The organism is Streptomyces sp. NPDC002911, from assembly GCF_053591835.1.
Genome location: NZ_JBSFUO010000005.1, coordinates 41,064 through 56,269, shown reverse-complemented (window position 1 = coordinate 56,269; position 15,206 = coordinate 41,064). Strand labels below are relative to the sequence as shown.

Below are 15,206 nucleotides of genomic sequence, written 5' to 3'. Positions count from 1 at the left end.
GCGGAGAACCGTGACAGCTCCAGCACCTCCTCCAGCGCGATGTCGACCAGATCCGCAGGGCGGTTCATCGCCGCGAACAGAGGTATCTCGGCCACGCCGCCGTCGGCCAACTTCCGAGGTTCGCAGACCACCAAGTATCTTGATCATTGAAATACATTGGGTGGTGCGAAAGGAGTCCTGAGTGATCTCGTTGGTGTTCGCCGTGTTCGCGGCCGCGCAGTTGTACTTGGCGGTGTCCGCGGGGCGTCACTGGTGTGTGGCACCAGGTCTGTTGGCCGCTGTGCCGACCTTGGTGTGCTCGGCGCTGGTCTGGGACAACGGCGTGATCGCCGTGGGGACCCTGACGGGAGCCGGGTCCCTGCTGCAGACGATCAGCGTCCCCCGCTTCGCTCTGCACGCGCTGCTGACGCCCTTCCTGGTGCTCTGGTCGTTGTCGGCGGCGAACCACGCGGGGCTGCGTTGGGCGCGGCGGAGGCGAGTGCGAGGCACCGCCGTCGGTCTCACGGTCCTCCTGGTAGCAGCAGGCGTGCTCCACGACATCATCGGCCTGTCGCTGCGTACGGAGCGCTGGGCGGGCACCCTGCGATATGTGAACGACGCCGCGTCACCGACGGGCCCCCTGCCGGCCATCATCACCGGGCTGGTGGTTCTCTCCGCCGGGATCGTGCTGTGGCGGTGCACCGGGTTCGCCTGGCTGGCGATCACCGCCGCCGTGATGGTGGCGGTCTCGGGAGCGGCCGCACAGATACCCGCGCTCGGCAACGCCGGGGAAGTCGTCCTCGACGTCGGGCTGCTGCTGACCGTTCGCCAGTTGTCGCCCCGAGGGGTTCGGCCGGCTCGATCAGTGCCGACGAGGCGTCGCCCACGATCCACGGTCGAGTCGTGTGACGAGCTCATGGAGGCACCTTGTTCAGCAGGCGCGCCAAACTGTCGTCCGGAATGACGATCTCTTCACACGAGTCGATAAGTGCCGATCAGGTGCCGGAGGCGCGCGACCTGTAGCGGAAACGTTCCTCGCTGGAGATCCGGTCCGGAAAAAAACCGCAAAGAGGCCGAACGCGTGATGTTTCAGCAACTCATCCGAAGAGGGGACGCGCCGGGCATCGTCCTCCTCTTAACTGTGATCGCGTTTCGACACAGGCGGTCGCGCGGACGGTCCACGTCGCGGGCCGGTCGGGCGCCCTCCCCGCCACGAAAGGACAGACGGACATGTCCGAGCCGATTCCACCAGCGAATTGGGGTTCGAGCATCGAGCCCACGGCGTCCGCGCAGAGCGCGACCGAGCACACTTTCCCGCCACGTCCCGAGATCTTCCAGGTCTCCGAGGCCGGCCTCACCCGCCAGGCCGACGGCCAGAGCGGACACGAGCCCTATCGTCCCGAGGGCGCGCCCCTGCGGGCGCTTCCGCAACTGCTGCGCCCGGAGGGCGGCAGGGCGCCGATGTGGCGCCGCACCGAGGGAGCCCAGGACGACAAGGGCGAGCCGACCACGGTCTTCCCCCCGGACACCCGCACCACCATCTACGACACGTCCTACCCTTGGCGGACCTGTGGCCGGGTCGCGGTGCCGGGCGGCTGGGGCTCGGGCTTCATGGTGGGGCGCCGTCATATGGTGACCGCCAGCCACGTCGTGCCCTGGCTGGCGGGAGGTGGGGCGGACTGGATGACCTTCACGCCCATGCAGTACGACACCAGCGCTCCGTTCGGGTCCGCCCATGTCACGCGCATCTACTTCTGGCAGCAGGTCAACGGCGCGGACGGGATCTCGTCCAACGAGGCCGCCTTCGACTACGTGGTCTGCGTGCTGAGCGGCAACCTGGGCGACAGCACGGGATGGATGGGCTCACGTGAGTACGTTTCCAGCTGGAACGGGCAGGCTTTCTGGTCGCACATCGGCTACCCGTCCGACATCGGCTCGGGCACCCGGCCGGTCTACACGTCCAACGGCGTCATGGACAGCACGGTGAACGAGACCTCGGGAGGGCGCAACGGGCTGCGGATCATGCACCGCAACGATGTCGCCACCGGCCAGTCGGGCGGCCCGTACTTCGGCTGGTGGTCGGGTGACAGCGGCCCGCGCGCGATCGCGGATCAGAGCGCCGAGAACTGGGGCATGGCAGGCGGCCCGAACGCCGCGGGTGGTGGGCGTTCGCTGCCGGATCTGATCGCCCACGCGCTCGCGGTCGAACCCTGACCGGGGCGGGCACGCTCCACCTCGACGGTTGTCCCCGCTGTGTGGGGGGAGCCGTCAGCCTTGCGTGGGCTCACCCTTGTCGTCCTGCTGCCCGGGAGGACGCCGCCACAGGGGGCGCCGCGGCTCTGCCGGCGGGAGGTGCGGCGGGGGCGGGGGACCTTCGGCCGGCCCGCTGCCCCGGTGCCCGGCCGTACCGTGCTCCTCCGTCTCGGGGACGTCGTCCGGCGTGACCTCGACGACCTCCGGCCGGGAAGGCACCGTGTCCTCGGGCGCATGCCGGGGACCAGGGCCGAAGTGTTCCTCCCACTCGGCGGGAGGGATGGGATCGGACATGGTCGTCGCCTCCTGACCGCATCGCATAGCGCGTACCCGACGCTACAACTTGCGGGACACGGAGAAAACCACGACCCGCTCGTCGGCGGCGGTGGAACCGCCTTCCTTCGGCCGCACGCCCGGACCCGCAGGTCGTGTCATCGCCACGAGCTTCGAGGCTCTGACTGCCTCCTGGCTGTTGACCGATGTCGCGTTCTGTTCGCGGAGTCACCCGCGGGTGCCGGCCCCGGGGGAGTGCGGGCCGCGAGTGCCGGCAGCGCTGCCGAGACCTCCCGGTTGACCTGATCGGCCCCGGCGACCGCCGGCCGGAAGGTATCCCGCACTCGATCGTGAGCAGAACACCTGGGCAGCGGCCGGGGTGGTGAGATGGCGGCTGTCGAGTCCTCTACCCCGCAATGCACCAACAATTCCGAGGCGGATCCCCCTGACGCTTCTTCGCTGTGTGAGAACGGCGACGGAGGTGCGTGGTCCCGTACAACCTCCAGCCGACGAGCCGGCAGTGAAGCTCAGGAACCTTCGCGCACGCCGAGACGAACTCCGGGGCAGGCGGATCACAGACAAGCATGCGGTTTATCCTTCACAATTTGCCTGGCCAACGACTCTCCGGCTCAATCCGGCGAGATTTTGCACGACCACCGGGACGGGAGGACGCTTGTAATCGTGGTGAGACCACGTCGCCCGTGCACACCCGTGAGAGGCCGATCGCCGACGCGTACCGAACGGAGCGACACGATGCCCACAGTGCAGAAGCTGCCGATCGTGTACGTCCGGGGATTCGCCGGGGACACCGAAGGCATCGACGAGGCGGTGGCCGACCCCTTCTACGGATTCAACGAGGGATCCACCCACGTCCGGGTCGGGCCCGGCGGCGAACCGTACTTCCACCAGTTCGAAAGCCCCCTGCTGCGCCTCCACCTGGACCACGGCTACCAGATTCTCGTGGGTGGCGGACAGGACCTCTACCTGGAATCCCAGGGCACGGTTCCGCAGGACGCCATCTGGATTCATCGCTTCTACGATGTCTCCTCCGGTACCTGGGGCCGCAGGCCCACGACGTTCCGCATGGAGACGGCGGCGGAGGGTCTGTTGGAGATGATCGAAAGGATCAGGCGGAAGTCGGGTGCTCCCCGCGTGCATCTGATCGCGCACTCCATGGGCGGGCTGGTGTGCCGCTGCCTGATCCAGAAGATCCTTCCGGACCTCGGCCGCGATCCGGCCGAGTGCATCGGCAAGCTCTTCACCTACGGCACCCCGCACGGCGGCATCGCCTTCGACCGAGGCCTCGGCCTGCTCGAGGCGTTGCGCGACGCCACCAACATCAGCGGCGCGGACATCTTCGGCCGTGAGCGGATGTACGAGTACCTGACACCCGAGTCCCTCGCCGACCCGGACGGCCCGCCGGAGGACTGGGACCCCCGTCAGATGCCGGCCGACCGGCCCCTGGCGTTCCCGCTCAACCGCGTCTTCTGCCTGGTCGGCACCGATCCGGCCGACTACGCCGTGGCCCGTGGCCTGTCGGCCGCCGTGGTCGGGCCCCGCAGTGACGGCCTGGTCCAGATGGACAACGCGTACGTGCCCGGCGCCCACCGGGCGTACGTGCACCGCAGCCACAGCGGGTCCTACGGGCTCGTCAACTCCGAGGAGGGCTACCAGAACCTGCGGCGCTTTCTGTTCGGGGACCGGAGGGTCGAGGCCGCGCTCGTCGGCCACCGGCTGCCTCGGCGGACCGACACGGCCTGGCAGGCCGAGGTCGCCCTGTCGGTACGCGGCCTCCAGGTGGTGATGTACGAACGCAGCGGCGACCACTGGTGCCCGATCCAGTTGCACGATGCCACGAAGGACGGCGGCGCGGGGGACGGCTCCGGTGCCGTCCCGCTCGCCGACACGTTCCTCTGCACGGGCCTGCCGCGTCCCGGCGACGTCACCAGTATGCGGTTCACGCTCCACCTGCGGATCCTGTCGCTCCGGGAGCGCGAGGGCTTCCTCGCCTTCGGGGACCACCTTGAGCAGACGGCCGACTTCGACGACGTCCTCGTCGTCGACCTGGGCAGCGACCCGGAGGCCACAGCGCCGCCCCTCACCGCGGCCTGGAATTCGGCCATCTCCGGCGCAATCAGGGAATACCGCCCTGAACCCTCCATCACTGGCCTGCGCGAGCACCACATCGAACTGCCGAAAACGGCCACCCCGCTCCTGGGAGAGAACGCCCGGCTCCGGCTCACCGTGACGCCGTGGGAATGAACGGGAGCAGAGTCGACGCGCTCGCGTGATCGCGGCAGCCTGCCTGGACCATGAGGCCTTCACCCTCGTCCTCCTACTCAGGGTGTGCCAGGGGGAGCGGGGGTGCGGCAAGTTGCGCCTCAGGCGGCGTCCGGCGAGGTGGCCAGGCTCTGCTTGACGTACCGGGTGGTCTCGTCGGCGAGGATCTCGGTAAGGCCGGCCTCCACGCCGTCCAGGGCCTGGGTGGCGACGTCGGCGGGGTCGGCCTTCTGATCGGCGGGGACGTCTGCGGCCATGTCGGTGGCCATGTATCCGACGTGCAGCGCCGAGACGGTGATGCCGCGAGGCGCCAGTTCCTCCCGGGACGCGCCGGTCAGTGCCCACGCGGCGGCTTTAGCCGCGGCATAGGACCCGAGTTCGGCCGGGTGCAGCCAGGACAGGACCGACAGGACGTTGAGCACGGCGCCGCCGCCGTTGCCCTCGATGACCGGGGTGAAGGCACGCGTAACGGCGAGCGGACCGAAGAAGTTCGTCTCCAACTCCAGGCGCACCGAGCCGAGGTCGCCCGCGATCAGCGGCGTGGCGGTGGAGATGCCCGCGTTGTTGATCAGCAGCGTCGCGTCGGAGGCAGTGTGGGCCGCCTCCCGTATCGACTCCTCGTCCGTCACGTCCAACCGCAGCGGGACGGCGCCCGGCAGGTTTACCGCTTCAGGGTGGCGGGCCGCCGCGTACACCTTCGCTCCGCGCTGCAGAAGCTGCGTGGCCAGGTGGCGGCCCAGCCCTCGATTGGCGCCGGTGACCACGGCGACGGCGTTCTTCAGGTCCATGCGCGCTCCCAGATTCTGTGGGCCGGAGGGGCCCCAATTTTTAGATTATGACAGCAATCTATACATTGGTCTACGATAGATGCCAATCGACATCCAGGGAGGCGGCAGATGGGGCGCGTATCGCGGGCGCAAGCCGAGGAGAACCGCAGGCGTGTCGTGGAGACCGCTTCCCAGCTGTTCAGGGAGCAGGGAACGCAGGTCAGCGTCGCCGACCTCATGAAGGCGTCCGGTCTGACCCACGGCGGCTTCTACAAGCAGTTCGAGTCCAAGGAAGCGCTCATCGACGAAGCCACCGCCCACGCGTTCGCGGGACTCACCCGGCTCCGCGATGCCGGACTCGAACAACATGGCGGACAGCTCGATGTCGCCCAGCAGGCACTGATCGACACCTACCTCTCCTCGGAGCACCGCGACAACGCGGCGGAGGGCTGCCCCACCGCGGCGCTCGCCGCCGACATGGCGCGAGGACCGGGCCGCCGCGATGCCCACCGCGTGTACAGCGAGGGGGTGAGCGACTTCGCCGGATGGCTCGCCACCGAGGATCAGGACGGCATCGCCCGGCTGTGCACCATGGTCGGCGCGCTCGTCCTGGCCCGAGCCACCAAGGGTGCCCCGCTCTCCGAGGAGATCCTCACCGCGGCGCGCGCCGCGGTGTCGGAAACCGGCTGATCAGAGGCGAGGCGCCGGGCAACGGGCAATGGGGCCGTGTACGTGCTGCGGGGACCGGCCAAGGGTACGCGGCTCAGCTGCTTCGCACTGAAGGGACGTGCCGTGGCTGCACCCAGTGCGCAGGCCCCTTCTGGTCGCGACCTTGTCAGTTGTGGCTGGTGGAAGCCGTGGCCGCTCCGCGTGATCCATCGCAACGAATGCCGAGACGGAGCAGGGCCGCTACGTGCACCGCCTCGGCCTGAGTCAGGGGAGTTCCGCCTTGAGCGGGCGGTGACCGAAGGCTTGACCGCGTCATGAACCATGATCAGGCCGGCGGGCGGGAGGCGGTCGTCGATCAGCTGGTGCCGGTATGGGACCTTGGTCGGCTTCGGTCGACCATGCGGCTGAGGTGGGCGAGGTCAACTGTCACGAGGTCGGCCAGGTGCCGTTCGAGCAGCGACCAGAAATCTCCGCCGTGTGCAACTGCGGCGCATGCGAAAGCGTTCGGAAGGGAAAGGCGGAGGGCGGAGGACGTATGGAAGCGATTGCGGCCGATCTTCTGATGTTACGGTGCGGCGCCGAACGATGTCACGCAGTGACATCCAGACCTGCTGTCCCGCTGCGCCCGCCGTGCTGCCGGCCAGGGAGTGCGGAGCGTGCGCGTGCGCTCGCTCGGGTGCTCCTGCTGCGGGCCACGTACGACGACGCCTTCCACGAGGATCTCGCGACCTGGCGCGGAGGACGCTGCGGTGCGAACCGGTGTCGGAGACGTCCGCAGCCGGATCACGGGTGGCGACCAGGCGGCCGTCATCATGGGGCGGGACTTCCGCGGCCCTATTACTTTCAACCAGCCATGATACAGAGAGCCGCCAGCCTGGCCAGGCTGCGTCAGCCTGGGGCGAACGGCAACGGCCCACCTGCCTGTGCCGGCGTGCCCGGTTGGACAGCCCGGTTTCAGGGCAGGGAAATGAGCACAACGCGGACATGACGGGGGTGTGCCGGGTGGAGCTTTCCTGCCAGCCACAGAGAAGAACCGGCTGAGCGGCCATGTCGGAGCATGTACGGGGCGACGTGCACAACGTGTTCTCCGGCGGCAGCGCGACGTATGTGATCCAGGGCCGAGACTTCGGTGCCCTCCACCTGCATCTGCCGCCGCCGCAGACGTCGCAGGACCGCGCCGCCGCCGAGCTGGCGCGCGTGGTACTCGCCCAGTGGCGGGACGAGGCGGGGGCCCGGGGCCTGACCGGAAGCGCCAGGCTCGCGGTGGGCTGGCAGGCCGACTGGACGGTCGCCGACCACCGCCAGCACGTCGGCGCCGACCTCACCGGCAGCACTGCGGGCCTCGCTGAACTCGCCGCCGCCTTCTGGGCTCTGCCCGCCCAGCGCCTGGTGATCATCGGCGCTCCCGGCGCGGGCAAGACATCCCTGGCGATCTTGCTCACGCTGCAGTTGCTGAGCCTGCAGGACGCGGCGCGGCCTGTCCCCGTACCGCTGCTGATGTCGTCCTGGGACGCGGGCAAAGAGCACTTTGATGTCTGGCTCGCACGCCGCATCCACGAGGAGTATGCGGGCCTGACCAGGGACCTCGACCGGACCCGGATCCGCGAGCTGGTCCGCGACCGGCGGGTGCTGCCGGTCCTCGACGGCTTGGACGAACTGTCACGCCCACTCCGGTCCGCTGCGCTGGCCGGGCTCAACAAGGCAGGCGCGGATGGCGCTCCGCTGATCCTCACCTCCCGCACGGCGGAGTACAGCGAACTGGTTGAAGAAGAGGCTGTGTTACAGGCGGCGGCGGTGATCAGGGCGCAGCCAGTGGGGGCCGGCGCAGCGGCGGAGTACCTGCGCGGCTCCTCGCATCCGCAGCGCACCCAGCAGTGGCAGATGCTCCTGGACCACCTCACGCACCACCCCGAAGCCACAGTGGCCAGAGCACTCTCGTCCCCGCTCATGTTGTGGCTGGCCCGCACGGTGTACGCCCGCCCGGACGCCGAACCTCGCGAACTCGCCGACGAGTCCCGTTTCCCTGACCTGGCTGCCGTCGAGCGCCACCTGCTCGACTCCATTGTTCTCGCGGCGTTCCCCTCCGGGCCGGCCTCGCCCCATCAGCCTCACCCGATACGCGAGTGGGGACACTCGCAGGCGCAGCGTGCACTCGGTTTCCTCGCAGGCCATCTCACTGCTACCGGGACAAGGGAGCTCGCCTGGTGGGAGCTTCACCGTTCGAAGCCACCGACGGTCCTCAAGGCGCCGGCACTGGTGGCGGGCTACGTCCTGCTGATGGCAGGTTCCACGCGGTTCCACGGTTGGGTTACCGGAGGCGATCCGTTTTTGGCCTTCCAGGCGGCGGCGGGAGCCTTCGCCGCCATGATGTTCGGGACAGTGGGCAGCATGCTCCTCCTGCTCTCTCAGCTGTGGAAGGGGCCGCTACCCCGTCGGCTTGCCGCGTTCGGCAGGCACCGCTCCCGCATTTCGGGCCTGTTCTGGTTCCTTGTAGTGCTGACGCCCATCGCCCTCCTCCTGACCCGGGACGAACCGTTTCTGGCGCTGGGTTTCATCGTTCCGGCGCTGCTCATGATGGTCGTCGGCGCACCGGCCGACACCGCTCAGGCCGTGGGACCACGGGCATTGCTGAGCGGCGAGCGGGCCAGCACGGCGTTGATGCTGCTGGGTGTCGCGCCCGTGATCGGGGCCATTGGCACCCTGTTCATCGTCCAGGGCCCGGACCACAGAGTGCTGCTCGGCAGTTGGCTCTCTGGAACCGCGGGTGTGGCTGCGGTGATTGTGGCATTCAGCCCTTGGACGCAGTGGCTGCTCGCGAAGGTGACGCTCGCGGGCCTGGGGAGGCTACCGTGGTCGACCATGGCGTTCCTCGAGGACGCGCGCCGGGTGGGCCTGCTACGGCAGGTCGGCGGTGTCTACCAGTTCCGCCACGCCCAACTCCAGGCACGCCTCGCAGCTAATCAGCGCGGCGGTGGCGCCCCGGCGTCCCGTCGGCGGCGCCCCGCCACCCGCGCGCCCTGGCCGCTGCGCCCGCTTCCCGCGGCGAGCATTACCCCGCAGTCCGTACGCATGCCCGGCTACGTCGGGGTCAGGCGCTCCAGGGGGGAGCCGTTCCAGTACGTGGCGATGTGGACGTTTGCGCTGGTGTGGATCGGCATCATCACCGTCGAGGACGGCTGGCACGATCCCGGCGCTTGGTCGACCGTGGGTTTCTTCGTGGCGCTTCCGCTCGCCATCGACCTGCTGATCCCGCCACTCACCTGGCGCAAGGCCGAGTTGTGTCTCGACGATGGCGGCATCGAGTTCGCAGCGGGCAAGCGAACGATACGCTTCGAGTGGCGGGATGTCGCGGAGGTCGCGGCTCGGCCGTACGAACCGCCGCTCGGCGAAAGTGACGGCACCGTCATGCTCCACCTGCGGCTGAGGCCTGAGGCCATCCCGGGGCCGCGGATCCGTGTGAACGGAGCCGGCTGGATCGCCCTGTGGCCGCTTGACTGCCCCACCGAAGACCCTGACGACGCGATGACCCCGCCCGAACTGCACGACGCGCTCGTACGCTTCGCAGACGAACGATGGCGGCCCCCCGCGGGGAGGTGATGGACCTCTTACCGAGGCGCGGGGCGGGGCGGGTCGCCGACATTCTGTTCAGGTCACTGATCCGTCGGCGAGGCGCGCTTCGAGGTCGGAGATGCGCTGGTCTCGGAAACGGAGGTTAAAACGGGAGGCCTTCAGCTGCTCGTCGAGGGTGCGGCTGTCGGCGGTGAGCCGGCGGATCCGCTGTGCGAGAGAGGAGTTCTCGGTGGTGATCCGCGGGTGGCCTTTTCGGTCCATCGGCCTGCAAGTCTCGTCTATGTCCGAGGAGTTCGCCGTTGCGGGTGCGCTGGGCGAGGATCTCCGCGTGAGCCGCCCTGAGCCCAGGGTTCAGAGGTAGGCGCACCCATCGATGACACGCCGAAAGGCGCAGAAGCCGCCTTCGGTGGGGGTGCTGCGGCGGAACAGGTCCGGCCTCGGGACTGGTGTGAGCCGTTGATCGAGTAGTCGGTATTCCAGGACCTGACGACCTCGACTCCCGGGTCCGTTACTGCTCGTGATCAACGGCGGTGTGCGTCGGCTCACGGGCAGCCAGGGGAGAATGGGCGGCATGACGTCTCAGGGCTCCGTTCGGCAGGTGGGCCCCGCCTCTCCGAGCGAGGTTGTCGCGAGGTTTTCCGGCTTGGAGCCCTGCTGGTGAGTGGCTGGAGGTTTCGCGATCGAGCTCGCGGTGGGCGGGGCCGGATCCGGAGCCATGGGGACATCGATGTCCTGCCGCTGGTGGAAGGGGCGGGCTGAGCGTGTCCGCTGTGGCAGGGTCGGGGGATGCCTTTTGATCACAACGACCACTATCACCGTCTGCTCTTACGCGAGGTGCCGCGCAACTGCGGTGCGGCACTGGATGTCGGCTGTGGGACCGGTCGGTTCGCGCGTCGACTCGCTCACCTGGGCCTGGAGGTTGATGCGGTCGATCCTTCGGAGGAGGCCATCGCGGAGGCACGCGCACTGTCCGCGCGGGTAGCCGGTGACCGGGGCCTGCGCTTCCAGCACGCGGACGTCACCGAAGTCGAACTACCCATGGAGCACTACGACTTCATCTCATGCCTCGCCAGCATCCATCACATGCCGTTCGACACGGTCGCCGCATTGCGTGAAGCGCTTGCGCCCGGTGGCGTCCTCGTGATCTTGGGCTGTTATCCGGAGAAGACCTGGCTCGACTGGGCTTGGAGCCTGGCAGCCTCGCCCGTCAACGCCGTCGCCAGGCTGGCCGTCGCGGTGAAGAACAAGATTCGCCCTGTCTCTGCCGCGACTGGTCGAGAACGGGTGAAGGCGCCGGTGAGACAGCCAGCCGTGTCCTTGCCGCAGATTCGCCGGGAGGCCGCGGTGCTGCTGCCGGGATGCAGTATCCGCAGGCTTCTCTTCTGGCGCTATCTACTCGTCTTCCGTAGCAACGGCTGACAGGACCACGTGGATCAGAGGGTGGGAGAGCGACGGCGCAGTGTGACGGGCCATGCTCCGGAGTAAGCGCCGGCGCTGCCCGTGATCTCCGCCAACAGGCGGCAGTACCCGCAGAGCGGGTCTCGAAGTCCACCCAGGCATCCAGGCCGGCCGGTTCGCTGTCCGCCCCGCGCAGCAGATCCACCGACGCCTGGCCGAAGCGCTGTTCCAGGCCGCCGCGGTCGGCCGGCCCGGCCCGGCATCACCCGGCCGGGCCGCCTCATCAAGTCACCAAGCCCTGAAGGTGGCGTCGGGCCGATGCGTGGCGGTGACGTCCTCGGCGTACAACAGCGCGTCGCGGTGCCGCAGGAAGCGGCCGGGCTCGCTGTAGGACTCGAAGGATGTCAGGGACCGGTCGGAGAGTCCGGGTACGCGTCGCCATGTCGCGTCCGCGCGGAAACCCGCGTCGTCCGTGCGCGCGTCGATCCACACCTCTCCGTCCCGCTGCCGCAGGAAGGTGCCGGGGAAGTTGACCGACTCCAGTGACACGGCCGACGGATCCGCCAGGCCGGGAACCACCTTCCACTGCATGTCGGCGTACGGCGTCACGTCGGCGTCGACCCGGCCGCGGCTCCACGCGTGCCGGACGAACTGGTTCGGGGCGTCGGCAGCCTCGAAGCTGAACACGTTCGATCGGATCGCGACGTTGTCGAAGCGTGCGAGGGGCCTGCTCGGTGCCGCCGCACCGGCCTTCGACGACAGCCGGGCGGCATGTACGCCGTTGGCGCCGGAGGTGAAGCCGGCGTCCGTCGTGCTGATCTTCGGCTCGGCCATGTCGTCGACGTAGACCTTGAGGGACGAGCCGATCGCCTCGATCTTCACCCGGTGGGTCTTGCCGACCGCTCCCGTCAGCCGCGCTGTTGCCAGCGGCGTCCGCTTGTCGCCGGTCGCCTTGCCGAGGACCAGGCCGTTCGGAGTGAGATCGGCGTAGTAGCCGTGGAAGCCCTCGGTGCCGGTGCCCGGCTGCGTGACACGGAAGGCGAGGCCCGCTTCGCTGCGGCCGTGCCGCAGGGTCACGTCGGCCTCGTAGATCAGGTCCGAGAAGTTGGTGTCCTGGAGCGACAAGCCGCCGGCGGCCGAGGCGGCGGAGTAGGCATCGCGCTCAGGGGTCCAGTCGGCATCACCGTACGTGCGCCATCCGACCGCGTTGCCGTCGTCGAAGTTGTCCTTGACCTTCATGGTGACCGGACGGATCGTGCCGTCCTTGTTGAAGTGGATCCGGTCGTAGGCCAGGGCCCGGTGGTTGCCGTCGGTCTCGCTCAGCGGGCGGCGGTGGTAGACGATGTACCAGATGTCGGTGCCGGGCACGTTGAGTACCGAGTTGTGCCCGGAGCCACGGGCGACGGCCGGGTCCTGGGCCAGCACCTTGTCGATCTTCTGGAACGGGCCGGTCGGGGAGTTCGACATGGCGTACGACACCGAGTAGTTCGGGCCGGTCCAGCCGCCCTCGGACCACATCATGTAGTACATGCCGTCGCGCTTGAACATGAAGGAGCCCTCGGTGTAGTTCTCCGGAGTGATCTCCTTGTAGGTCGATCCGTCGGAGAAGGTGCCGAGGCTGGTCATGTCAGGGTTCAGCTTGACGACGTTCGCGTGGCCCCATCCGCCGTAGTACATGTACGCCTGGCCGTCGTCGTCGATGAAGACGTCCTGGTCGATCGGCTGGGCGCCGTTGTGGAACTGGGAGATGAGCGGACCGCCGATGGCGTCCTTGTACGGGCCCTCGGGGCGGTCGGCGACGGCGACGCCGATCCCGCCGTGCTCGGAGTTGGTCTGGATGTCGTTGGCGGCGAAGTAGAGGTAGTACTTGCCGTCACGGAAGACCGGTGCGGGCGCCCAGAGCGCGTACTTGGCCCAGGAGACGTCGGCGATGTCCAGCACCTTGGAGTGCTTGGTCCAGTTCACCATGTCCGTCGAGGAGAACGCGTCCATGAAGGTCTGTTCGCTGTAACTGCGTGATGTGGTCGGGTAGATCCAGAAGCGGTCGCCGTAGACCGCGACATCCGGATCGGCATACCACCCTTCGACGAGCGGGTTCCCGGCCTCGGCCGTGCTGGGCGCCGGTGCGGCGGCCGGCCGGGCGGCGGCTGGTTGCTCGGCTCCTGCGAGGGAGGGCGCGAAGCCGGCCAGCAGGGCGGCGGCGGTCAGGGCGACGGAGAGCTTGCGGATGGTGCGCACCATGAGGGCGAAGGCCTTTCTCGTGAGCGACAACGTTGTCGGGCGAGGTGCGTGGAAAGACGTCAGGGCTATCTCAAGGGTGGTGCGGGCCGTACGGTGAGGATGCGTCACTTCGGGGTGGAGCGCTTGTACTACGTTGGAAACGCAGGCGACGTGCAGCATAAGAACATGGGCGCGGGGCACTGTCCACCCCGCTCGTGCCGGAACCTCGGGACCTCGGACCTCACGAGAAATCAGGAGTGACCATGCCGTCGCCGGATTCCGAACGTCCGTCGGCTGCCGCTGGAGATGGTTCGCGTGGGGCGCGGTCGGCGGGGAGGGCTTCCGGGCCGGACGCACACACGTCGGGCAGGGCAACTCCCCCTCGCCGCAGCGCCGTTCAGGATTTCGGACGACGTCCGGCTTGTCGGAGAAAGTGAGTGGCGCGCGGCAACCCATGCGGTACCGGCGGCGACTGCGGGATGCACCCCATCCCCGACTGACAAGGAGCTTCCTCGTGAGCCGCACTCTGAGGAGAAGCCTCGCCGTACTCCCTGCCGCGTTCCTGCTGGCCCTCCTGCCCGGCAGCGCGTCCGCCTACCCCAACCCGGGCGTCGTCAACGGCGACATCGTCGTCCACGACCCCAGCATGATCCGCAGCTCCTCCGGCCAGTACCTGCTCTACTCGACCGGTGAAGGCCTCCAGCTCCGCACCTCCACCGACCGCACCGCCTTCGGCCGGTCCGGTAACGCCTTCACCACCAAGCCGAGCTGGTGGAAGAACTACTCATCTGCCTCCGACCCCTGGGCCCCGGACATCTCGTACCAGGGCGGCAAGTACCTGATGTACTACGCCGTCTCGTCCTTCGGCTCCAACACGTCGGCTATCGGCCTCGCGGCCTCCACGACCGGGCAGGCCGGCAGCTGGTCCGACTACGGGATCGTGTACACGTCGAGCTCCTCGAGCGACTACAACGCCATCGACCCCAACCTGTTCGTGGACGGCGACGGGAAGTGGTGGCTGTCGTTCGGCTCCTGGTGGACCGGGATCAAGATGATCCGGATCGATCCGTCGACGGGCAAGCAGTACGCCGGGGACACCGCCCGCCGCTCGCTCGCCTCCCGGCCCACCGGGACCAAAGCCGTCGAGGCACCCTCCATCATCAAGCGCAACGGCTACTACTACCTCTTCGCGTCGTACGACACGTGCTGCGCCGGCACCAGCTCGACGTACAAGATCAAGGTGGGCAGGGCGACCAGCGTCACCGGGCCCTACAAGGACCGCAACGGCGTCAGCATGCTCAGCAACGGCGGTACGCCCGTCATGGAGTCGCACGGCCGCTACGTCGGCCCCGGTGGCCAGTCGATCCTGGCGGACTCCGACGGGGACCTGCTCGTCTACCACTACTACGACGGCCAGGACAACGGCACCCCGAAGCTCGGAGTCAACCTCCTGAACTGGGGCAGCGGATGGCCCGTCGCCTACTGACCCTGCCGAGCGTTCTCCCGCTGGCGCTCGCCCAGGGGCAGCCGACGTCAACCCGGTCAAGACGCAGAAGGGGCCGACCCCTGGATCTCTCACCATGACGGCACCTGTGCGAGCGCTCGACAACACCTGCCAGCACTTCCGGTTCGTCACCACCGGTCCGGGGGCTGGGTGCGCATCGTCAACCAGGCCACCGGGAAGGTCTCCGGCGTGGCGGCCCGCTCGACGTCGGACGGCGCCGACGTACGGCAGTGGACCTGGCTGAGCAACACCTGCCCGCAGTGGAAGCTCGCCCCGGTCCGACCCAGGCCGGC

The 15,206-nt window shown here is 68.5% G+C and carries 11 protein-coding genes and 1 pseudogene; 8 read left to right on the top strand and 4 right to left on the bottom strand.

Features of this window, described 5'->3' with window-relative positions; translation table 11 throughout:
* Positions 1–181: 181 nt before the first annotated feature.
* Together ACWD04_RS10175 and ACWD04_RS10170 are read left to right on the top strand one after the other, a co-directional pair.
* On the top strand, positions 182–943 hold the full coding sequence (locus ACWD04_RS10175) for a hypothetical protein (RefSeq protein WP_451130086.1): 762 nt from the start codon (positions 182–184) through the stop codon (positions 941–943).
* 266 nt (positions 944–1,209) lie between these two features.
* Positions 1,210–2,193 carry a trypsin-like serine peptidase gene (locus ACWD04_RS10170; protein ID WP_451130084.1) on the top strand — a complete coding sequence of 328 codons (984 nt, stop codon included), beginning with the start codon at positions 1,210–1,212 and terminating at the stop codon, positions 2,191–2,193.
* A gap of 54 nt (positions 2,194–2,247) precedes the next feature.
* Here the strand turns inward: ACWD04_RS10170 and ACWD04_RS10165 are convergent, their stop codons facing one another.
* Complete coding sequence (locus tag ACWD04_RS10165; protein WP_451130082.1) at positions 2,248–2,526, bottom strand: hypothetical protein; 279 nt, start codon at positions 2,524–2,526, stop codon at positions 2,248–2,250.
* A gap of 732 nt (positions 2,527–3,258) precedes the next feature.
* On the opposite strand from ACWD04_RS10165, the gene ACWD04_RS10160 reads away from it, so the two are divergent.
* Complete coding sequence (locus tag ACWD04_RS10160; RefSeq protein WP_451130080.1) at positions 3,259–4,767, top strand: esterase/lipase family protein; 1,509 nt, start codon at positions 3,259–3,261, stop codon at positions 4,765–4,767.
* Positions 4,768–4,886: 119 nt separating this feature from the next.
* Here the strand turns inward: ACWD04_RS10160 and ACWD04_RS10155 are convergent, their stop codons facing one another.
* Complete coding sequence (locus tag ACWD04_RS10155) at positions 4,887–5,573, bottom strand: SDR family oxidoreductase (RefSeq protein WP_451130078.1); 687 nt, start codon at positions 5,571–5,573, stop codon at positions 4,887–4,889.
* Between the two features lie 108 nt (positions 5,574–5,681).
* Between ACWD04_RS10155 and ACWD04_RS10150 the strand changes: the two genes are divergently transcribed.
* Positions 5,682–6,242: a TetR/AcrR family transcriptional regulator gene (locus tag ACWD04_RS10150; protein WP_451130076.1), complete on the top strand. Its 561-nt coding sequence runs from the start codon at positions 5,682–5,684 to the stop codon at positions 6,240–6,242.
* A 1,026-nt stretch (positions 6,243–7,268) separates the two neighbouring features.
* Positions 7,269–9,818, top strand: coding sequence for an NACHT domain-containing protein (locus tag ACWD04_RS10145; RefSeq protein WP_451130074.1), 2,550 nt, complete (start codon positions 7,269–7,271; stop codon positions 9,816–9,818).
* A 48-nt stretch (positions 9,819–9,866) separates the two neighbouring features.
* Here ACWD04_RS10145 and ACWD04_RS10140 read toward each other — a convergent pair whose 3' ends face one another.
* On the bottom strand, positions 9,867–10,052 hold the full coding sequence (locus ACWD04_RS10140) for a hypothetical protein (protein ID WP_451130072.1): 186 nt from the start codon (positions 10,050–10,052) through the stop codon (positions 9,867–9,869).
* Between the two features lie 525 nt (positions 10,053–10,577).
* Here ACWD04_RS10140 and ACWD04_RS10135 point away from each other — a divergent pair.
* The gene (locus ACWD04_RS10135; RefSeq protein ID WP_451130070.1) at positions 10,578–11,210 is read left to right on the top strand and encodes a class I SAM-dependent methyltransferase; all 633 of its coding nucleotides are present in this window, start codon (positions 10,578–10,580) and stop codon (positions 11,208–11,210) included.
* A 267-nt stretch (positions 11,211–11,477) separates the two neighbouring features.
* Here the strand turns inward: ACWD04_RS10135 and ACWD04_RS10130 are convergent, their stop codons facing one another.
* Complete coding sequence (locus ACWD04_RS10130) at positions 11,478–13,430, bottom strand: family 43 glycosylhydrolase (protein WP_451130068.1); 1,953 nt, start codon at positions 13,428–13,430, stop codon at positions 11,478–11,480.
* Positions 13,431–13,923: 493 nt separating this feature from the next.
* Between ACWD04_RS10130 and ACWD04_RS10125 the strand changes: the two genes are divergently transcribed.
* Positions 13,924–14,895, top strand: coding sequence for an arabinan endo-1,5-alpha-L-arabinosidase (locus ACWD04_RS10125; protein WP_451130066.1), 972 nt, complete (start codon positions 13,924–13,926; stop codon positions 14,893–14,895).
* Positions 14,896–15,063: 168 nt separating this feature from the next.
* Positions 15,064–15,129, top strand: a pseudogene (locus ACWD04_RS10120) (hypothetical protein); the annotation flags it as partial.
* Positions 15,130–15,206 lie beyond the last annotated feature (77 nt).